At 50.7% G+C, this 17,365-nt stretch carries 33 protein-coding genes; all 33 read right to left on the bottom strand.

The features are described 5' to 3' along the window. Nucleotides 1–36: 36 nt before the first annotated feature. Nucleotides 37–1,206, bottom strand: a complete 1,170-nt coding sequence (gene sat, locus VF260_03435; protein ID HEX7056238.1) for a sulfate adenylyltransferase — start codon at nt 1,204–1,206, stop codon at nt 37–39. A gap of 17 nt (nt 1,207–1,223) precedes the next feature. Further along, complete coding sequence (locus VF260_03430; protein HEX7056237.1) at nt 1,224–1,916, bottom strand: phosphoadenylyl-sulfate reductase; 693 nt, start codon at nt 1,914–1,916, stop codon at nt 1,224–1,226. A 178-nt stretch (nt 1,917–2,094) separates the two neighbouring features. Next, a complete protein-coding gene (gene rpsI, locus VF260_03425) occupies nt 2,095–2,487 on the bottom strand; it encodes a 30S ribosomal protein S9 (protein HEX7056236.1) in 393 nt (130 codons plus the stop codon). Between the two features lie 22 nt (nt 2,488–2,509). After that, nucleotides 2,510–2,947: a 50S ribosomal protein L13 gene (gene rplM / locus VF260_03420; GenBank protein HEX7056235.1), complete on the bottom strand. Its 438-nt coding sequence runs from the start codon at nt 2,945–2,947 to the stop codon at nt 2,510–2,512. 172 nt (nt 2,948–3,119) lie between these two features. Then, nucleotides 3,120–3,881 (bottom strand): tRNA pseudouridine(38-40) synthase TruA, encoded by a 762-nt coding sequence (truA, locus tag VF260_03415; protein HEX7056234.1) that lies wholly within the window; start codon nt 3,879–3,881, stop codon nt 3,120–3,122. Nucleotides 3,882–3,960: 79 nt separating this feature from the next. After that, nucleotides 3,961–4,329: a 50S ribosomal protein L17 gene (gene rplQ, locus VF260_03410; GenBank protein ID HEX7056233.1), complete on the bottom strand. Its 369-nt coding sequence runs from the start codon at nt 4,327–4,329 to the stop codon at nt 3,961–3,963. A gap of 22 nt (nt 4,330–4,351) precedes the next feature. Further along, nucleotides 4,352–5,296 (bottom strand): DNA-directed RNA polymerase subunit alpha, encoded by a 945-nt coding sequence (locus VF260_03405; GenBank protein ID HEX7056232.1) that lies wholly within the window; start codon nt 5,294–5,296, stop codon nt 4,352–4,354. A 129-nt stretch (nt 5,297–5,425) separates the two neighbouring features. Further along, nucleotides 5,426–5,824, bottom strand: coding sequence for a 30S ribosomal protein S11 (gene rpsK / locus VF260_03400; protein HEX7056231.1), 399 nt, complete (start codon nt 5,822–5,824; stop codon nt 5,426–5,428). 16 nt (nt 5,825–5,840) lie between these two features. Continuing rightward, nucleotides 5,841–6,209, bottom strand: a complete 369-nt coding sequence (rpsM, locus tag VF260_03395) for a 30S ribosomal protein S13 (GenBank protein ID HEX7056230.1) — start codon at nt 6,207–6,209, stop codon at nt 5,841–5,843. A gap of 21 nt (nt 6,210–6,230) precedes the next feature. Next, complete coding sequence (gene rpmJ, locus VF260_03390) at nt 6,231–6,344, bottom strand: 50S ribosomal protein L36 (GenBank protein ID HEX7056229.1); 114 nt, start codon at nt 6,342–6,344, stop codon at nt 6,231–6,233. Between the two features lie 50 nt (nt 6,345–6,394). Then, the gene (gene infA / locus VF260_03385) at nt 6,395–6,610 is read right to left on the bottom strand and encodes a translation initiation factor IF-1 (protein ID HEX7056228.1); all 216 of its coding nucleotides are present in this window, start codon (nt 6,608–6,610) and stop codon (nt 6,395–6,397) included. 2 nt (nt 6,611–6,612) lie between these two features. Next, nucleotides 6,613–6,918, bottom strand: a complete 306-nt coding sequence (locus VF260_03380; GenBank protein ID HEX7056227.1) for a KOW domain-containing RNA-binding protein — start codon at nt 6,916–6,918, stop codon at nt 6,613–6,615. Between the two features lie 10 nt (nt 6,919–6,928). Further along, complete coding sequence (gene map / locus VF260_03375) at nt 6,929–7,681, bottom strand: type I methionyl aminopeptidase (GenBank protein HEX7056226.1); 753 nt, start codon at nt 7,679–7,681, stop codon at nt 6,929–6,931. After that, nucleotides 7,678–8,331: an adenylate kinase gene (locus tag VF260_03370; GenBank protein ID HEX7056225.1), complete on the bottom strand. Its 654-nt coding sequence runs from the start codon at nt 8,329–8,331 to the stop codon at nt 7,678–7,680. The genes map and VF260_03370 overlap by 4 nt, the downstream gene beginning before the upstream one ends. A gap of 29 nt (nt 8,332–8,360) precedes the next feature. Continuing rightward, complete coding sequence (gene secY / locus VF260_03365; GenBank protein HEX7056224.1) at nt 8,361–9,668, bottom strand: preprotein translocase subunit SecY; 1,308 nt, start codon at nt 9,666–9,668, stop codon at nt 8,361–8,363. Next, nucleotides 9,668–10,108 carry a 50S ribosomal protein L15 gene (rplO, locus tag VF260_03360; GenBank protein HEX7056223.1) on the bottom strand — a complete coding sequence of 147 codons (441 nt, stop codon included), beginning with the start codon at nt 10,106–10,108 and terminating at the stop codon, nt 9,668–9,670. The genes secY and rplO overlap by 1 nt, the downstream gene beginning before the upstream one ends. Before the next feature lie 45 nt (nt 10,109–10,153). Beyond that, nucleotides 10,154–10,342, bottom strand: a complete 189-nt coding sequence (rpmD, locus tag VF260_03355) for a 50S ribosomal protein L30 (GenBank protein HEX7056222.1) — start codon at nt 10,340–10,342, stop codon at nt 10,154–10,156. Nucleotides 10,343–10,354: 12 nt separating this feature from the next. Further along, complete coding sequence (rpsE, locus tag VF260_03350) at nt 10,355–10,852, bottom strand: 30S ribosomal protein S5 (protein HEX7056221.1); 498 nt, start codon at nt 10,850–10,852, stop codon at nt 10,355–10,357. A 26-nt stretch (nt 10,853–10,878) separates the two neighbouring features. After that, the gene (rplR, locus tag VF260_03345) at nt 10,879–11,247 is read right to left on the bottom strand and encodes a 50S ribosomal protein L18 (GenBank protein ID HEX7056220.1); all 369 of its coding nucleotides are present in this window, start codon (nt 11,245–11,247) and stop codon (nt 10,879–10,881) included. 29 nt (nt 11,248–11,276) lie between these two features. Beyond that, nucleotides 11,277–11,819: a 50S ribosomal protein L6 gene (rplF, locus tag VF260_03340; GenBank protein HEX7056219.1), complete on the bottom strand. Its 543-nt coding sequence runs from the start codon at nt 11,817–11,819 to the stop codon at nt 11,277–11,279. Nucleotides 11,820–11,866: 47 nt separating this feature from the next. Next, nucleotides 11,867–12,265 carry a 30S ribosomal protein S8 gene (rpsH, locus tag VF260_03335; GenBank protein HEX7056218.1) on the bottom strand — a complete coding sequence of 133 codons (399 nt, stop codon included), beginning with the start codon at nt 12,263–12,265 and terminating at the stop codon, nt 11,867–11,869. A 31-nt stretch (nt 12,266–12,296) separates the two neighbouring features. Then, the gene (locus VF260_03330; protein ID HEX7056217.1) at nt 12,297–12,482 is read right to left on the bottom strand and encodes a type Z 30S ribosomal protein S14; all 186 of its coding nucleotides are present in this window, start codon (nt 12,480–12,482) and stop codon (nt 12,297–12,299) included. 41 nt (nt 12,483–12,523) lie between these two features. Further along, the gene (gene rplE, locus VF260_03325; protein HEX7056216.1) at nt 12,524–13,066 is read right to left on the bottom strand and encodes a 50S ribosomal protein L5; all 543 of its coding nucleotides are present in this window, start codon (nt 13,064–13,066) and stop codon (nt 12,524–12,526) included. 30 nt (nt 13,067–13,096) lie between these two features. After that, entirely contained in the window at nt 13,097–13,450 is a 354-nt protein-coding gene (gene rplX, locus VF260_03320) for a 50S ribosomal protein L24 (GenBank protein ID HEX7056215.1), read from the bottom strand. Nucleotides 13,451–13,510: 60 nt separating this feature from the next. After that, nucleotides 13,511–13,879, bottom strand: coding sequence for a 50S ribosomal protein L14 (gene rplN / locus VF260_03315; protein ID HEX7056214.1), 369 nt, complete (start codon nt 13,877–13,879; stop codon nt 13,511–13,513). Between the two features lie 35 nt (nt 13,880–13,914). Further along, nucleotides 13,915–14,178, bottom strand: a complete 264-nt coding sequence (gene rpsQ, locus VF260_03310; protein ID HEX7056213.1) for a 30S ribosomal protein S17 — start codon at nt 14,176–14,178, stop codon at nt 13,915–13,917. A gap of 41 nt (nt 14,179–14,219) precedes the next feature. Then, nucleotides 14,220–14,432: a 50S ribosomal protein L29 gene (gene rpmC / locus VF260_03305; GenBank protein HEX7056212.1), complete on the bottom strand. Its 213-nt coding sequence runs from the start codon at nt 14,430–14,432 to the stop codon at nt 14,220–14,222. Further along, on the bottom strand, nt 14,422–14,856 hold the full coding sequence (gene rplP / locus VF260_03300) for a 50S ribosomal protein L16 (protein HEX7056211.1): 435 nt from the start codon (nt 14,854–14,856) through the stop codon (nt 14,422–14,424). Before rplP ends, rpmC begins: the two co-directional genes overlap by 11 nt. Before the next feature lie 2 nt (nt 14,857–14,858). Further along, nucleotides 14,859–15,518 (bottom strand): 30S ribosomal protein S3, encoded by a 660-nt coding sequence (gene rpsC, locus VF260_03295; GenBank protein HEX7056210.1) that lies wholly within the window; start codon nt 15,516–15,518, stop codon nt 14,859–14,861. A 13-nt stretch (nt 15,519–15,531) separates the two neighbouring features. After that, nucleotides 15,532–15,864: a 50S ribosomal protein L22 gene (gene rplV / locus VF260_03290; GenBank protein HEX7056209.1), complete on the bottom strand. Its 333-nt coding sequence runs from the start codon at nt 15,862–15,864 to the stop codon at nt 15,532–15,534. Between the two features lie 28 nt (nt 15,865–15,892). Beyond that, the gene (rpsS, locus tag VF260_03285) at nt 15,893–16,171 is read right to left on the bottom strand and encodes a 30S ribosomal protein S19 (protein HEX7056208.1); all 279 of its coding nucleotides are present in this window, start codon (nt 16,169–16,171) and stop codon (nt 15,893–15,895) included. Between the two features lie 48 nt (nt 16,172–16,219). Beyond that, nucleotides 16,220–17,047 (bottom strand): 50S ribosomal protein L2, encoded by an 828-nt coding sequence (gene rplB / locus VF260_03280; protein HEX7056207.1) that lies wholly within the window; start codon nt 17,045–17,047, stop codon nt 16,220–16,222. 32 nt (nt 17,048–17,079) lie between these two features. After that, a partial coding sequence (rplW, locus tag VF260_03275) for a 50S ribosomal protein L23 (GenBank protein HEX7056206.1) occupies nt 17,080–17,365 on the bottom strand: 286 nt, incomplete at its 5' end.

Raw genomic sequence — 17,365 nt, 5'->3', positions numbered from 1 at the left:
AATATGGGACAGGATGGACAAATATGCCGGAAAATATCAGCCGGTTTGTCCGACCAAACCTTCGATCAACACGCGGGCGACTTCCGGCCGGGAAAATTCCGGCGGGGGGCAAATCCCGTTCCGCAGCATTTCCCGCACTTTGGTGCCCGATAAAAGCAAATGGTCTTCTTTGCTGTGCGGGCATGTTTTGGTGGATGCCATATTCCCGCATTTGCGGCAGAAAAAGCTGTGCTCAAAAAATAACAAGGTAATGCCCAATTCTTCGTTCGTGAAGTTCCGGAAAATTTCCTGCGCTTCGTATGTCCCGTAATAATTGCCGACGCCGGCATGGTCTCTGCCTACGATAAAGTGGGTGCAACCGTAATTTTTGCGTACCATGGCATGGAACACCGCTTCACGGGGTCCGGCATAGCGCATGGCCGCCGGGAAAACGCCGAAATGAACGCGGTTTTTCGGGTAGTATTGGTCCAACAGCACAAAATAACTGCGCATGCGCACATCAGCGGGAACATCGTCCGCTTTTGTCGCCCCAACCAACGGATTCAGGAACAATCCGTCAACGATTTCCAACGCGCACTTCTGGATATACTCATGCGCCCGATGCACCGGATTGCGCGTCTGGAATCCGCAAACTGTTTTCCAGCCTTTCTTTTGGAAAATCTCCCGCGTTTGCGCCGGATCAAAATAATATTCGTTAAACTGTTTCGGAACCGGGCGGTTCAGTACCGTTACAGTGCCGCCCACATAGTAAGGGGGCTTCGTATACAGTTTGGCAACCCCCGGATGCTCTTCGCTGTCGGTTTTAAACACGTTGCTCGCTTCATACCGCTGATCCGCCTGATAAATGCTCTCGACATCGATAATGGCATACACAATTCCGTCCTTTGCCCCGACCAATGCGGCCTGTCGGCCTACCTGCAGCGCATCGGCTTCCACCTCTTGCACGCCCAATGTAATCGGAATGCTCCATACCGTTCCGTCAGAAAGCCGCATGCGTTCCACAACGGATATATAGTCTTCTTTGTTCATGAACCCGGTTAACGGCGAGAAGGCTCCGACGCCAATCAAATCCAGATCGGAAATGGTCCATTCGTTCACGCGTATGGTTGCCACATTTTTTGCCAACTTGAGCAGTTCTTCGCGCAGTTTCGGTTCCGCCAACCGGTTGATCAGTTTGCCGCCATGCGGCGTGTTCGTCTCTTGCATCGAATCCCTCTCCTTTTTTATTTGTGCAAGCCGCATTCCGTTTTATCCGTGCCCGCCCAGCGGCCCGATCGCGGGTCGGCCCCCGGAGCCACAGGTTGCGTGCAGTAATGGCAGCCGATACTGGGATAATTGCGGTCGTGCAGCGGGTTATAGATGACATTGTGTTGGCGGATATATGCCCACACATCATCCGCAGTCCACGTTGCCAACGGGTTTAGCTTGACCAGTCCGAATTTGGTGTCGTATTCCACTTTTTTGGCGTTCGCCCGCGTCGGCGCCTGGTCGCGGCGTATTCCCGTGATCCACGCGTCGTAATTTTTCAGAATGCGGGTCAACGGCTCCACCTTGCGGAGATTGCAGCATAAATTCGGATCGCGTTTCCATAATTCATCGCCGTATTGTTCCGCCTGCTCTTGCGGGGTCAAGTTCGGTTTGACCTGGATGAATGTGATTCCGTAATGCTCTGCCAGGCGGTCTCTTGTCTCGTACGTTTCGGCAAAAAGAAAGTCGGTGTCGAGATAAAAAATATCCGTCGACGGACTGATTTTCTGCAGCATATCGACAATCGCCACATCTTCCGCGCCGAAGCTGCAGGCAAACGTAATATTCGGAAAATGTTTGATCCCCCATCCGATTACCTCTTCCGGCGACGCATGTTCAAGCTGATCCGCAGCTTCGGCGATAAGAGCTTCCTTTTCAAACAGATTCATTATTGGTTCCCTCCCATCGATAATCCCGAGTAATTTTATACGATTTATTTGTAATTGATTATAAATCACATGTTTTTTTTGTCAACATTATATTCGCCCAATCGGATCGTGTGAAAAAAATGGACGACAAAAAACCTCTGCCAAACAAGCAGAGGTTTTGCTGCAAAATATGTTTTGCTTAACGTTTCGAAAACTGCGGAGCGCGGCGGGCGGCTTTCAAGCCGTACTTTTTCCGTTCTTTCATGCGCGGATCGCGCGTCAGGAAACCGGCCCTTTTTAACGGGCGGCGCAGTTCCGAATCCACTTTCAGGAGCGCGCGGGCAATGCCGTGGCGAATTGCGCCCGCTTGCCCGGTGATGCCGCCGCCATGCGCGTTCACAAGCACGTCGTATTTGCCAAGCGTGTCTGTAAGCTGCAGCGGTTGCTTGACGATCAGCTTGAGCGTTTCCAAGCCAAAATAATCGTTGATATCGCGTCTATTGATGATGATCCGCCCTTCACCCGGCACCAGGCGTACGCGTGCGATCGAATGTTTGCGGCGGCCCGTTCCCGAATACTGCACTTGAGCCATGAATCATTTACCTCCTTATTGATTATCCGCGAAGTTCCCAAACTTCGGGTTGTTGTGCTTGATGCGGATGTTCGCTGCCGGCGTACACTTTCAGTTTCAGCTTCAGTTTTTCGCCAAGCTTGTTTTTCGGAAGCATACCGTATACGGCGTGTTCAATAACGCGTTCCGGTTTGGTCTTCAACAAATCGCCGGCCGAGATCGATTTTAATCCGCCCGGATATCCGGAATGGCGGCGGTACATTTTATTTTCCCGTTTTTTGCCTGTCAACTCAATTTTTTCAGCATTGATAATGACTACGAAATCGCCTGAGTCTACATGCGGGGTAAATGTCGGTTTATGTTTTCCGCGAAGAATGCTGGCCGCTTCACTGGCCAAACGGCCCAGAGTTTTGCCTGCCGCATCAATCACGTACCATTTGCGCTCAATGTTGTTCGCATTGGCCATATAGGTGGTGCGCATGCGATGTTCCTCCTTTAATCACCGTTCAATCATCATCTTGTATCATCCAAAGCAGTTGTCTTCATCAGTTCATGTAAGCGTCTTTTTGGCTGGGGCGTGGGGATGCCGCCAAGAAAGACCAACTAATATAATACAATATATTTTTTAAGTAAGCAAGCAAAACATAGCTTGTCTAGCAGTATTCCACCGACCATAGCATCAGCCCGTGCGCCGGCGCGGTCGGTCCCGCTTGCTGGCGATCTTTAGCCGCCAAAATCCGCTCCATATCCGCGACTTGCTTTTTGCCTTCGCCAATCTCGAGCAGCGTTCCGACAATAATGCGGACCATGTTATATAAAAACCCGTTCCCGGTCATATAAATATGAATAAGGCGCGCATCCTCCCCGGCTAGCGGATCATGTTCAACAACAAGGTTCGTATCGTAGATCGTTCTGATGTGCGAATTTACTTTCGTCTTTATCGAACAAAACGAAGTGAAGTCATGCTCCCCGCGCAGCGCTTCCAACGCTTTTTCCATCTTTTCCGGGGCAAGCGGCCGCGGATGATGCAGCACCTGTCCGCGGGCAAACACATTCGGATAACGGCTTACAAGAATGGAGTAACGATATGTTTTCCGCTTCGCCGATCGGCGCGCGTCAAAATCATGCGCGACCTCTTTCGCATGTTTTACGACGATGTCTCCGGGGAGCAGCGAGTTAAGCGCGAAGGGCCAATTTTCGGCCGGAATCCGCGCATTGGTGAAAAAGCTGACCGTTTGGCCTTTGGCATGCACGCCGGCATCTGTTCTTCCCGAACCCGATACCCGCACTCGCTCGCCGGTCAAGCGACAAATGGCCGCCTCCAGCTTGTCCTGGATCGTATTGTTCCCGGGTTGCGTTTGAAAACCGTTATATGTTGTTCCGTCGTAGCTGATCACAAGCAGCAGGTTGCGCATAATTGCCCCCCTTTTCAGCAAAAAAGGGCTGGCTCAGAATCCGTGGATTCTGACCACCCCTGTTTACCCAAGACACCTGTTATGCGCGGTCCACGAGTTCCAAAAACACCATCGGCGCGGCATCACCGCGGCGAGTCCCGAGTTTCAGAATGCGTGTATACCCTCCCGGGCGTTCCGAATAACGGGTGGCCAAATCCGAAAACAATTTCTGGATGGCGTCCTGTTCTCCGTTCAGCGACTCGCGGCGGACAAAAGCCGCGGCTTGGCGGCGGGCATGAAGATCGCCCCGTTTTGCCAGGGTAATCAATTTTTCCGCAATGCTGCGAACTTCTTTCGCCTTCGCTTCCGTTGTTTGAATGCGCTCATACAAGAACAAGTCGGTTACCAAATCGCGAAACAACGCTTTGCGGGCACTGGAGTCGCGTCCAAGTTTTTGATAATTGGCCATCTGTTGACCCTCCTTTTTATGCTTATTCTTCGACTCGGAGGCTCAGATTCAACTCTGCAAGTTTTTCCTGAACTTCCTCCAGCGATTTGCGACCAAGGTTGCGCACCTTCATCATATCCTCTTCGGTCTTTGTAATCAGTTCCTGCACGGTATTGATCCCGGCACGCTTCAGACAGTTATAAGAACGAACGGAAAGATCCAGCTCTTCGATCGTCATCTCCAGAACTTTCTCTTTCTTGTCTTCTTCTTTTTCCACCATGATCTCGGCATCTTTCGCCTCGTCGGTAAGTCCGACGAACAGCATCAGGTGTTCCGTCAAAATTTTGGCGCCAAGGCTGACCGCTTCCTCCGGGCGGATGCTTCCGTCCGTCCATACTTCCAGCGAAAGCTTGTCATAGTTGGTCACTTGTCCGACGCGCGTATTTTCAACGGTGTAATTAACCCGCGTAATCGGCGTATAAATGGAGTCGACCGGGATGACGCCGATCATTTGCTCTTCGCTCTTGTTGCGGTCCGCCGGAATGTAGCCCCTTCCCCGGTTTGCATAAATGCGCATATGCAGTCGCGCGTCGGAAGCAAGCGTTGCGATATGCAGTTCCGGATTCAGGATCTCCACGTCGCTGTCAGCGCGAATATCGCCGGCAGTGACCACTCCTTCGCCTTCGGCATCGATCTCGAGAACTTTCTCATCCTCGGAGTGAATTTTCAGCGACAAGCCTTTCAGATTTAAAATGATCTCCGTAACATCTTCCAAAACGCCTGGTATCGTGGAAAATTCATGCAGCACGCCGTCGATTTGCACACTTGTAACCGCAGCGCCCGGAAGGGATGACAACAAGATCCGCCGTAGAGAATTTCCCAGCGTGGTGCCGTAACCGCGTTCCAGCGGTTCAACCACGAACTTGCCATAAGTTCCGTCCTCACTAATGCTTACGGTTTCGATCTTGGGTTTTTCGATTTCGATCATGAACAGATTCCTCCTTGAAAACGTCGTTCCCTTCGGATACTCCATGAACCGCATAAATCATGTAGTATGCCTATCCTTCACATCCATTATTCACAAGTTGGAGGCATTTATACTACGATGTGAGCGAGATTATACGCGACGACGTTTAGGCGGACGGCAACCGTTGTGAGGGATCGGCGTAACATCCTTGATCATGCTTACTTCCAGACCTGCCGCCTGCAGCGACCGGATTGCCGCTTCGCGGCCTGCACCCGGGCCTTTTACCATGACCTCAACTGTCTTCATGCCGTGTTCCATTGCCGTTTTGGCTGCTGCGTCTGCTGCCATTTGCGCGGCATACGGCGTGCTTTTGCGCGAACCTTTGAATCCGAGATTTCCGGCGCTCGCCCAGGAAATTGCATTTCCATGCGGGTCGGTAATCGTCACGATGGTGTTATTGAATGTGGAACGAATATGCGCCACTCCGGAATCAATATTTTTCCGATCGCGCCGTTTTGTACGAACTTGTTTTTTAGCCGGCTTTGCCATTTAGCGAATCCCTCCTTTATTTCTTCTTGTTTGCCACAGTGCGGCGCGGGCCTTTGCGCGTGCGCGCGTTTGTTTTTGTCCGTTGTCCGCGAACAGGCAATCCCTTGCGATGGCGTACACCGCGATAGCAGCCGATTTCCACGAGTCTTTTGATATTCAAAGCAACTTCGCGGCGAAGATCGCCTTCCACTTTGACGTTTTTGTCGATTGCTTCACGCAAGCGGCTTACTTCATCTTCCGTCAAATCACGAACGCGAGTATCCGGATTGACGTTCGTCATTTTAAGAATTTTCCGCGAGGTAGAGATGCCGATGCCGAAAATATACGTCAGCGCAACTTCTACACGTTTGTCGCGGGGCAAATCAATACCAGCTATACGAGCCATAAATTCCGGGCCCTCCCTTCTTTAGCCTTGTTTTTGTTTATGCTTCGGATTCTCACAAATCACCATAACGATTCCCTTGCGGCGAATGACTTTGCATTTTTCGCAAATCGGTTTCACCGACGGTCTTACCTTCATGGCTATTACCTCCTTTAATCCCTATTGCAAGTGCCGACAGGCAGGGATTCTCACTTTCGATATGTGATCCGACCTCTTGTCAAATCGTAAGGTGATAACTGGATGACGACTTTATCCCCAGTCAAAATCCGGATGAAATGCATCCGCAATTTGCCCGAAACGTGAGCAAGTATCTGATGGCCATTCTCCAGTTCGACTTTAAACATCGCGTTCGGCAACGGTTCAATGACGGTGCCTTCCACTTCAATGACATCTTCCTTGGCCACGGTCAATCTCCTTTCTCATATGCTTCAGTCTGCAAACTTTCGCGAAACTTGCCCAGCGCAAAACGCAGCTTGCCATTCGTGACACGCCCGCTTTCCTGCAGGCTGGCGACTACTTCCTCGCTGATTTGATCATACAGCCGAATGTGCAAAATGTTTTTCTTTTTGGGCTGGTCAAATTTGCGCTTGTCGCCATCGGCCAGCAAAACGTAGCGGTTGTCGATAATGCCTATGATAACGGCAATCTTGCCGCTATCCCTGCCACGAATGGTTTGGACAAATTGTCCGATTTGCGGCTTTTTTTCTTCCACACTCCGCCACCTACAATTCGGATTTTGTGAAAATTTCAAAGCCATCTTCGGTGATGGCGATCGTATGCTCGAAATGGGCGCATAAGGATTTGTCTCTGGTCACAACTGTCCAGTTGTCATCAAGGGTCTCGACATAACGCTCGCCGGCGTTCACCATCGGTTCGATCGCCAGTACCATGCCGGGTTTCAGCCGTGGCCCGCGGCCGGGTATGCCGTAGTTGGGAATTTGCGGCTCCTCGTGAAGTTCTCTGCCGACACCGTGCCCAACATATTCCCGCACTACGGAAAAGCCAGCCTCTTCAATAACGGTTTGAATGGCATGGGAAATCGTGTACAGGCGCACATTCGGCTTTGCCAAAGCAAGGCCCGCGTAGAGTGCGCGTTCCGTCACTTCCAGCAACCGCCGCGCTTCGTCGGAAATGGCGCCGACCGGAAAGGTCCATGCGGAATCGCTATGGAAGCCTTGATATTTGGCGCCGACATCGATTGTGATAATGTCTCCCTCGACCAGTTTGCGTTCCCCCGGAAAACCGTGCACCAATTGTTCGTTGACTGAAGCGCATATGCTTGCAGGGAAACCGTGATAGCCTTTAAAAGAAGGCTCAGCTTGTTGACTGCGAATATATTCTTCCGCAATTCGGTCCAGCTCCAATGTCGAAATGCCGGGGCGTATTGCCTTTTCGAGCACTTTCAGCGTGTTTGCCGTAATCCGGCCGGCTTCGCGCATTAGAGCGAGTTCAGCTTCTGATTTAATGATAATCATGAAGCCAGACCTCGCAATATTTTGAATATGTCCGATGTTACCGTTTGAATATCGGCTTCTCCATCTATTTCGCGAAGAAGACCTTTGCGCTTGTAATAATCAAGCAACGGCGCGGTTTTATTCACATATTCATCAAGTCGCGTGCCGACTTTCTCCGCCGTATCGTCGGAGCGCTGGTACAACTCTCCTCCGCACTTGTCGCAAACGCCTTTTTGTTTTGGCGGGTTAAACAGCACGTGATAAGTTGCGCCGCAAGAGCGGCAAATTCTTCTTCCCGTCAGCCGATCCAAAAGCAGCTTCCGGTCGACTACCAAATTGATGACGTGATCGATTCGGCCGGCCTGTGCCTGCAAAAGCTCGTCAAGTGCTTCCGCCTGCGAGATCGTGCGGGGAAAACCGTCCAGCAAAAAGCCTTCGCGGCAATCCTCCTGCTTAAGCCTTGCCTGCACGATGCCGATGGTAACGTCATCCGGAACAAGCAGCCCTTGATCGACATATTCTTTTGCTTTCAGCCCAAGCGGCGTTCCCTGCTTCATCGCAAGTCGAAACGCGTCGCCGGTGGAAATATGCGGAATATGGAATTCATTGACGATTTCTTCCGCCTGGGTCCCTTTACCGGCCCCGGGAGGTCCCATGAAAATGATATTCAATCGTTTTTCCTCCCACTATGAACGCTTTCTTATTTATTGATAAACCCTTTGTAATGGCGTTTGATCAATTGGCTTTCCACCTGTTTCATTGTATCCAACGCAACGCCGGTCACAATCAATAACGATGTTCCGCCAATTTGAATGGCACTCGGCAGTCCGGCCAGCTTCACAAAGAATATCGGCAAAATGGATACGGCAGCCAAAAAGATGGAGCCCGTCAGCGTAATGCGGTTCATGATCCGGATCAAATAAATCTGCGTCGTCTTGCCGGGACGAATGCCCGGAATATAACCGCCGTTTTTCTTCATCTGGTCGGCCATCTGCACCGGATTAATTTGTACGAATGTATAAAAATACGTAAATCCGATGATCAACAGCACATATAATACCATCCCGAGTGGTTTGTCGTAATACAGATTGTCGATAATCCAGTTGGCGATCGGTTTCCCCTGCCAAAAGCTCGCAAGCGTCGTCGGGAAGGCAATCAGCGAAATGGCAAAGATAACCGGAATCACGCCCGCCGCGTTTACTTTCAGCGGAATATGCGTCGATTGCCCGCCGTACATTTTCCGTCCGACAATTCTTTTCGCGTATTGCACGGGGATTTTGCGGACGCCTTGCTGCACATAGATACATCCGGCAACGATGGCAAGAACGGCAATGACGATTACAACCATTTTCAAAATGCTGAGAAACATATTGCCGGTCGCTTCGGGGCCGAACTCCGTCCGGTAAATGAGCGAGATATCCGTCGGAAACCGGGCGATAATCCCGGCAAAAATCAAAATTGAAATGCCATTGCCGATGCCGCTTTCGGTGATTTGTTCGCCAAGCCACATCAATAACGCGGTTCCGGCAGTGAGCACAAGCGCGATCAGCGTGTATGTCGCGACGTTTGGATCAATGACCATTTTATAGCTGTACATGCGGTTGAAACCGATGGCCAAACCGTATGCCTGGATCAGACCCAAAATAACCGTTCCATACCGGGTAACCTGCGCCAATTTGCGGCGGCCCATTTCCCCTTCTTTCATCCACTGCGCGAACTTCGGAACAACGTCCATTTCCAGCAATTGCACGATAATCGAGGCTGTGATGTAGGGCATGATCCCCATCGCAAAGACGGAAAAGTTGAACAACGCGCCTCCCGTAAAGGTGTTTAACATGCCGAAAATATCGTTAGTTTGTGATTGATCGTAGTTTTTCAAAAACTCCGTATCGATATTGGGGACCGGGATAAAAGCGCCAAGTCTGTATACAATCAGGATGCCCAATGTAAACAGAATCTTTTTGCGCAGGTCCTCTACTTTAAAGATATTGGAGATCGTTTGAAACATTAGATCACCTCAGTTTTTCCGCCGGCAGCTTCGATTTTTTCCGCGGCAGATTGGGAGAACTTGTTAGCCTTTACCGTCAATTTCACATTCAGTTCACCATTGCCTAATATCTTGATGCCGTCTTTCGGATTTTTTACAACTCCCGATTCAAGAAGCAATTCCGGTGTTACTTCCGTATCTGCGGCAAATCTGTTTAATTGCTGCAAGTTAACTACAGCATACTCTTTACGGTGAATGTTTGTAAATCCGCGTTTTGGCAAACGACGATACAGCGGGTTTTGTCCGCCTTCGAATCCAGGGCGGACGCCTCCGCCGGAACGGGCATTTTGGCCTTTATTCCCTTTTCCTGCGGTCTTCCCCGTACCGCTTCCAATCCCTCTGCCGATACGCTTTTTCGCATGCCGCGAACCTGGAGCCGGTGAAAGTTCATGCAGTTTCATCGTTGCACCTCCTTAATTGAATTGATGCCGTTATTTTGTGGACATTTATGCTTCGATCTCTTTGACTTCTACCAAATGACTGACTTGATCGATCATCCCCCGGATTGCGGGGCTGTCTTGATGGACAACGGTTTGCCGAATTTTGCGAAGCCCCAATGTCCTCACCGTTACGCGTTGCGTTTCCGGCCGCCCGATCAAGCTTCTCGTGAGGGTCACCTGCAGTTTCTTTGCCATCATTTCCCCTCCTTATCCTAACAGTTCTTCTACGGTTTTTCCGCGCAGCTTGGCTACATCTTCCGCTTTTTTCATCCGGGAAATGCCTTCCAGCGTTGCATTCACCATGTTGATCGCATTTGAGGATCCCAGCGATTTTGTCAGGATGTCGCCAACTCCCGCCAGCTCAAGCACGGCGCGTACAGGGCCGCCGGCAATCACGCCGGTACCTTCCGATGCCGGTTTCAAGAGTACTTTGCCGGCGCCAAACCGACCGATCACTTCGTGCGGAATGGTTGTTCCGACCAGCGGTACGTAAACGAGATGCTTTTTCGCATCTTCGATGCCTTTGCGAATCGCATCGGGCACTTCGGACGCTTTGCCGATGCCTGCGCCTACCCAGCCTTTGCCGTCCCCGACGACAACCAGCGCGCTGAAGCTGAAGCGGCGTCCGCCTTTGACAACTTTGGCAACGCGATTAATATTGACAACTTTTTCTGTTAATTCAAGCGTATTCGGATCTACACGCAAGTTCGCTAACCTCCTTGTTAGATGGATTAGAAATCAAGTCCGCCTTCGCGGGCAGCATCCGCAAGCGCTTGAACCCGGCCGTGATACAAATATCCGCCGCGGTCGAAGACCACTTTTACGATGCCTTTTTCTTTTGCTCTTTTCGCTATCAGTTCGCCGACTTTGCGGGCCGCCTCGACGTTACCGCCGTTACTGATGTCGTTTTTCAGTTCTTTATCCAGCGTGGAAGCGGCTGCGAGCGTAACGCCTTTGGAATCGTCGATGATCTGCGCGTACACATGCTTTCCGGAGCGAAATACGCTCAGTCTGGGACGTTCCACAGTGCCGCTGATTTTCTTGCGGACGCGCAGATGTCTCTTCAGACGCGCTTTGTTTTTGTCGCCTTTTGCAATCATGAGGACGTTCACTCCTTTCTAACATCCCGTTATTTTTTCTTCCCGGCTTTGCCTTCCTTGCGGATGATCCGTTCATTTTCGTATTTGATGCCTTTGCCCTTGTACGGTTCCGGTTCGCGTACGGAACGAATTTTGGCTGCAATTTCGCCGACCTGTTCCTTATCGATGCCTTTTACGATAATTTTGTTGGCGGCGGGAACTTCGAACTCGATTCCGTTTTTCGGTTCAATTTCGACCGGATGCGAATATCCGACGTTCAATACAACTTTGTTGCCGGATTTGTTGGCGCGGTATCCTACGCCGACAAGCTCCAGGCTCTTGGAAAAGCCTTCCGTGACACCCGCAATCATGTTGGCAATCACGGTGCGCGTCGTCCCGTGCAGGGAGCGGTGCAATTTGTTGTCGGAAGGGCGTTCCACCTTGATCACCTTATCTTCCACGGCAACTTTCATATCTTTATGAAATTCACGCGTCAGGGTGCCTTTCGGACCTTTGACCGTTATTTTCAATTGATCGATCGTTACGTTAACACCGTCAGGTATGGCGATCGGTTTTCGACCAATACGAGACATAGTTACACCTCCATCTTTCGTTCGCTTCAATCAGTTCGTCTGCCCAATTACCAAACGTAGCAAATGACCTCGCCGCCGGCTTTGGCCTGGCGCGCTTCCTTATCTGTCATTACTCCTTTGGATGTGGAGATGATGGCGATCCCCAGCCCGCCCAAAACGCGAGGAACTTCCGTTGATTTTGTATATACGCGAAGTCCCGGCTTGCTGATTCTTTTCAGACCGGTGATAACCCGCTCGTTGTTGGGACCATACTTCAGGAAAATGCGGATGATCCCCTGCTTGTTGTCTTCGATATATTCGGCATCGCGAATGAAACCTTCCCGTTTCAAAATATCGGCGATTTCTTTTTTGATTTTCGACGCGGGCATTTCAACCGCTTCATGACGCACCATATTTGCATTGCGTATGCGTGTCAGCATATCTGCTATCGGATCTGACATGACCATATCGCGAACCTCCTTCCCTTGAATGGGGTTTTTACCAGCTTGCTTTCCGAACGCCAGGTATCTGGCCCTTATATGCCAATTCGCGGAAGCAAATACGGCAAATTTTAAATTTGCGCAGCACTGCATGAGGACGTCCGCACCGCTCGCAGCGGGTATATGCGCGGACCGCAAACTTCGGTTTGCGTTGCTGCTTGACTTTCATTGAGGTTTTAGCCACCCGTTTTACACCTCCAAGAAATCGGGCTAGCCTGTTTGCGATTATCGCGCAAACGGCATTCCCAGTTGTGCTAACAATTCACGCGCCTCTTCATCCGTTTTCGCGGTCGTAACGATCACAACATCCATGCCGCGAACCTTATCCACTTTATCGTACTCAATTTCCGGAAAGATCAATTGTTCTTTCAATCCGAGCGTATAATTGCCTCTTCCGTCGAACGCTTTGTTCGACACGCCATGGAAGTCGCGTACGCGCGGCAATGCAACGTTAAACAGTTTGTCCAGAAAATAAAACATCCGGTCGCCGCGCAATGTTACTTTCGTTCCGATTGCCATGCCTTCGCGAACTTTGAAGCCGGCAATGGATTTTTTCGCTCTTGTGACGACGGGCTTTTGGCCGGAGATGGTTTGCAATTCTCCTACGGCCGCATCCAAAACTTTCGAGTTTTGCACGGCGTCGCCCACGCCCATGTTGATTACGACTTTTTCCACTCGCGGTACCTGCATGACGGATGTATATCCGAATTTTTGCATCAACGCAGGAATTACTTCATTTAGATAGCGTTCTTTCAATCTGGCTGCCACGTGTATTTGCCTCCTTTCCTCGCTTCACCGTCAATCGATGACTTCTCCCGATCGCTTTGCGATTCTGACTTTCTCGCCATTTTCCAAAATTTTATACCCGACGCGCGTCGGTTTTCCGCTTTTCGGATCAATCAGCATAACATTGGATGCGTGGATCGGAGCTTCCTGTGTCAAAATTCCGCCTTGCGGATTTTGTTGGGACGGTCTGGCATGTTTTTTCACCATGTTCACGCCTTCGACCAACACCCGATTTTCACGCGGGTATGCCGCGATTACCCGGCCTTTTTTCCCTTTGTCTTTGCCCGTAATGACAATCACGGTGTCGTCCTTTTTGACATGCAGGTTATGGTGATGGGGTAAAAGCTGTTTCTTCAATCTCGGCATAGTGTGTTCCACCTCCTAAGTGGCATTTCATTCCGGTTCTCTTTACCAAAAGGCGTTCGATCAGATAACTTCCGGCGCAAGCGAAATGATCTTCATAAAGTCGCGTTCGCGCAATTCCCGGGCTACCGGACCAAAAATCCGCGTTCCCCGCGGGCTCTTGTCTTCTTTGACAATGACCGCGGCGTTCTCGTCAAATGTGATGTAGGAACCGTCTTTTCTGCGCGTGCTGCGTTTCGTGCGCACAATAACAGCCCTCACAACATCGCCTTTTTTGACAACGCCGCCTGGCGTTGCTTGTTTAACGGTGCATACAATCATATCGCCGATGTGCCCGATTCGTCTTCCCGTGCCGCCCAGCACGCGAATGCACATCAATTCTTTGGCGCCGGAGTTGTCGGCAGCTTTCAGACGCGTAAATGGCTGAATCATCGTTGTCCCTCCTTTTTCTCAGGGAATAATGGTGGTCACACAATAACGGCTTTCTCGACGATCTCCACTAATCTCCACCGCTTGTCTTTGGACAGCGGGCGAGTTTCCATAATGCGTACGGTATCGCCGATCTTTGCTTCGTTATTTTCATCGTGCGCTTTGAATTTCTTCGTATATTTGATGCGTTTGTGGTACAGGCTGTGCTTTTCGTACGTTTCGACAGCCACCACGATCGTTTTATCCATCTTGTCGCTAACCACTTTGCCGATTTGCTCTCTGCGCAAATTGCGTTCGCTCATCGTATTGCCTCCTCCCTATTGGCGCGTTTATGCATGTTCCTTCAGGAACCGGTCGGCTGGTTGATGCCCAGTTCCCGCTCACGCAGCACGGTTTTGGCGCGCGCGATGCTTTTCCGCACCTCGCGAATTTTCGTCGGGTTGTCAAGTTGGCCTGTAGCCAGTTGAAAACGCAAGTTGAACAGCTCTTCTTTCAACTCCGCAAGCTTCTGTTCGATCTCAGCAGTGGTCAAGTTGCGCAATTCATCAGCTTTCATTCGCTTCACCACCCAATTCTTCCCGTTTTACGAATTTTGTCTTGATCGGCAGCTTGTGTGCGGCAAGACGCATCGCTTCACGAGCGACTTCTTCCGATACTCCGTTCATCTCAAACAGGATCTTTCCCGGTTTGACAACGGCAACCCACTTTTCCACGTTGCCTTTCCCGCTGCCCATACGAACTTCAAGAGGCTTTTGCGTTACCGGTTTGGAAGGAAAAATTTTGATCCATACCTTGCCGCCACGTTTTGTGTAGCGAGTCATCGCGATACGGGCAGCTTCGATTTGCCGGTTGGTAATCCAGGCCGGTTCGATCGCCTGCAGGCCATAATCGCCAAATGCAATTTCCGTGCCGCCTTTGGCGCGCCCTTTCATGGTGCCGCGTTGTTCTTTGCGATGCTTTACGCGTTTAGGCATCAACATGATTATTGTCCTCCTTCCTCGCTGGCTTTCTTTTTGGACGGAAGAACTTCACCACGGTAAATCCAAACTTTCACGCCGATTCGTCCGTAGGTTGTATGTGCTTCCGCTGTGCCATAATCAATATCGGCGCGAAGCGTATGCAACGGTACCGTTCCTTCGCTGTAACCTTCGCTGCGGGCAATTTCCGCTCCGCCAAGCCGGCCGCTTACCGCCGCTTTAATGCCTTTCGCTCCCGCGCGCATCGTACGCTGGATCGCCTGTTTCATCGCCCTCCGGAATGAAATGCGGCGTTCCAGTTGCTGCGCGATGCTTTCAGCCACCAAAACAGCGTCCAATTCAGGATTTTTAATTTCCGAGATATTGATATGAACTTTTTTATTTGTCAGATTCGCCAAATGAACGCGAATGTTTTCCACTTCCGTGCCGCCTTTGCCGATAACCATTCCCGGCTTCGCAGTGTGAATCGTTACATTCACGCGGTTGGCCGCACGTTCGATATCGATATGGGAAACGGACGCGTCCTTTAATTTGTTTTTCAAATATTCACGGATTTTGACGTCTTCGAGCAAAAGCTGCCCGTAATCTTTGCCTGCGTACCATTTGGACTCCCAATCGCGGATGATGCCGATTCTCAAGCCCACCGGATTTACCTTTTGACCCACACGGTTTCCCTCCTTATTTTTCAGATACCACTAACGTAATGTGGCTCGTTCGTTTGTTAATGCGGAACGCCCGCCCTTGCGCATGCGGTTGAAACCGTTTCATGATCGGGCCGCCATCCACATAAATTTCCGATATTTTCAAATCGTTCGGATTCATCGAATAGTTATGCTCGGCATTGGCGATCGCGGAGTTCAGCAATTTCTCCAGAATCGGAGAAGCAGCTTTCGGCGTGTGGCGTAAAATTGCGATTGCTTCGCCGACGTCCTTGCCGCGAATCAGGTCCACGACCAGTCTCGCCTTGCGGGGAGCTATCCGAACATGTCTAGCTACTGCTTTGGCTTTCACGGAATGTACCTCCTCTCAAAGACGGTAATTATCTCTTGCCCGTTTTCCGATCCTCATCCGTATGCCCTTTGTACGTGCGGGTCGGCGCGAATTCACCCAATTTATGTCCGACCATGTCTTCCGTAACATATACCGGCACGTGCTTGCGTCCGTCATAGACGGCAAACGTGTGGCCGACAAACTGCGGGAATATCGTCGAGCGGCGCGACCACGTCTTGATCACGGCTTTTTTCCCTTTGTTCATTTCTTCCACTTTCTTCATCAGGTAAGCATCAACAAACGGCCCTTTTTTCAGGCTGCGTCCCATCCATAGTCCTCCCTTCTAGCGATCTCGCGAAAAGTTCGAGCCGCGTCATTATGAGCGGGCGCGAACAATGTATTTCCCGGAAGCTTTTTTCTTTTTGCGCGTTTTGTAGCCAAGTGTCGGTTTCCCCCATGGCGACATCGGCGATTTGCGGCCGATCGGCGCCTTGCCTTCACCACCGCCGTGCGGGTGATCAACAGGGTTCATGACAACGCCGCGGACAACGGGGCGCTTGCCCAGCCAACGATTGCGGCCCGCTTTGCCGATGTTGATTAACTCATGATCTTCGTTTCCGACAGACCCGACGGTCGCGCGGCACGTTTTCAATATCTTGCGCACTTCGCCGGAGGAGAGACGGATCGTGACATATTGCCCTTCTTTACCAAGCAGCTGCGCTTCTGTGCCGGCTGCGCGAACCAATTGCGCGCCTTTGCCCGGTTTCAATTCGATATTGTGGATCAGGGTGCCGACGGGAATGTTTTCCAGCGGCAGCGCATTGCCGGTTTTGATATCGGCGTTTGCGCCCGATTCAATCACATCGCCGACTTTCAATCCTTTTGGCGCGATGATGTATCTTTTTTCACCATCCGCGTAATGGATCAGTGCAATGTTGGCCGTGCGGTTCGGATCATACTCAATTGTGGCAACGCGGCCCGGAATGCCATCTTTTGTGCGTTTAAAATCGATAATCCGATATTTGCGTTTATGTCCGCCGCCCTGGTGGCGAACCGTAATCTTCCCTTGATTGTTGCGGCCTGCCCGTTTGTTGAGCGGAGCCAGCAGCGATTTTTCCGGCCTATCCGTCGTGATTTCTTCAAACGTGGACGACGTCATCTGCCTGCGCGACGGGGATGTCGGTTTGTATTTCTTGATTGGCACTTCGTACCCCTCCTTACATTGCAAAATGAATGTTATACCGATTCAAAGTATTCCAGCGGTTTGCTGTCTTTGCTCAACGTCACAAACGCTTTTTTCCATTCTTTCGAATAGCCTTTGTAGCGGCCGTACGATTTCGGCTTTCTCGCCATAATCAAAGTGTTGACGTTGACGACTTTCACTTTGAAAATTTGTTCGACCGCATGTTTGATTTCCGTCTTGTTCGCCCTTTTGTCCACTTCAAACGCGTATGTCTTGTTGGACATCAAATCGCTGGTGCGCTCTGTGATAATCGGACGAATGATGATATCGCGAGGATTT

Source organism: Bacilli bacterium (genome assembly GCA_036381315.1).
In the GTDB taxonomy this organism is placed as follows: Bacteria; Bacillota; Bacilli; order Paenibacillales; family KCTC-25726; genus DASVDB01.
The sequence above is the reverse complement of the archived record's forward strand: the minus strand, read 5'-3'. Positions and strand labels throughout refer to the sequence as shown.

Bases quoted from the DNA above. Each gene is read 5' to 3' on its own strand.
- sat (HEX7056238.1), bottom strand. From the start codon at position 1,206: ATGCAAGAGACGAACACGCCGCATGGCGGCAAACTGATCAACCGGTTG.
- VF260_03430 (HEX7056237.1), bottom strand. From the start codon at position 1,916: ATGAATCTGTTTGAAAAGGAAGCTCTTATCGCCGAAGCTGCGGATCAG.
- rpsI (HEX7056236.1), bottom strand. From the start codon at position 2,487: ATGGCTCAAGTGCAGTATTCGGGAACGGGCCGCCGCAAACATTCGATC.
- rplM (HEX7056235.1), bottom strand. From the start codon at position 2,947: ATGCGCACCACCTATATGGCCAATGCGAACAACATTGAGCGCAAATGG.
- truA (HEX7056234.1), bottom strand. From the start codon at position 3,881: ATGCGCAACCTGCTGCTTGTGATCAGCTACGACGGAACAACATATAAC.
- rplQ (HEX7056233.1), bottom strand. From the start codon at position 4,329: ATGGCCAATTATCAAAAACTTGGACGCGACTCCAGTGCCCGCAAAGCG.
- VF260_03405 (HEX7056232.1), bottom strand. From the start codon at position 5,296: ATGATCGAAATCGAAAAACCCAAGATCGAAACCGTAAGCATTAGTGAG.
- rpsK (HEX7056231.1), bottom strand. From the start codon at position 5,824: ATGGCAAAGCCGGCTAAAAAACAAGTTCGTACAAAACGGCGCGATCGG.
- rpsM (HEX7056230.1), bottom strand. From the start codon at position 6,209: ATGGCTCGTATAGCTGGTATTGATTTGCCCCGCGACAAACGTGTAGAA.
- rpmJ (HEX7056229.1), bottom strand. From the start codon at position 6,344: ATGAAGGTAAGACCGTCGGTGAAACCGATTTGCGAAAAATGCAAAGTC.
- map (HEX7056226.1), bottom strand. From the start codon at position 7,681: ATGATTATCATTAAATCAGAAGCTGAACTCGCTCTAATGCGCGAAGCC.
- secY (HEX7056224.1), bottom strand. From the start codon at position 9,668: ATGTTTCAAACGATCTCCAATATCTTTAAAGTAGAGGACCTGCGCAAA.
- rplO (HEX7056223.1), bottom strand. From the start codon at position 10,108: ATGAAACTGCATGAACTTTCACCGGCTCCAGGTTCGCGGCATGCGAAA.
- rpmD (HEX7056222.1), bottom strand. From the start codon at position 10,342: ATGGCAAAGAAACTGCAGGTGACCCTCACGAGAAGCTTGATCGGGCGG.
- rplR (HEX7056220.1), bottom strand. From the start codon at position 11,247: ATGATTGCAAAAGGCGACAAAAACAAAGCGCGTCTGAAGAGACATCTG.
- rplF (HEX7056219.1), bottom strand. From the start codon at position 11,819: ATGTCTCGTATTGGTCGAAAACCGATCGCCATACCTGACGGTGTTAAC.
- rpsH (HEX7056218.1), bottom strand. From the start codon at position 12,265: ATGGTCATGTCAGATCCGATAGCAGATATGCTGACACGCATACGCAAT.
- rplX (HEX7056215.1), bottom strand. From the start codon at position 13,450: ATGCCGAGATTGAAGAAACAGCTTTTACCCCATCACCATAACCTGCAT.
- rplN (HEX7056214.1), bottom strand. From the start codon at position 13,879: ATGATTCAGCCATTTACGCGTCTGAAAGCTGCCGACAACTCCGGCGCC.
- rpsQ (HEX7056213.1), bottom strand. From the start codon at position 14,178: ATGAGCGAACGCAATTTGCGCAGAGAGCAAATCGGCAAAGTGGTTAGC.
- rpmC (HEX7056212.1), bottom strand. From the start codon at position 14,432: ATGAAAGCTGATGAATTGCGCAACTTGACCACTGCTGAGATCGAACAG.
- rplP (HEX7056211.1), bottom strand. From the start codon at position 14,856: ATGTTGATGCCTAAACGCGTAAAGCATCGCAAAGAACAACGCGGCACC.
- rpsS (HEX7056208.1), bottom strand. From the start codon at position 16,171: ATGGGACGCAGCCTGAAAAAAGGGCCGTTTGTTGATGCTTACCTGATG.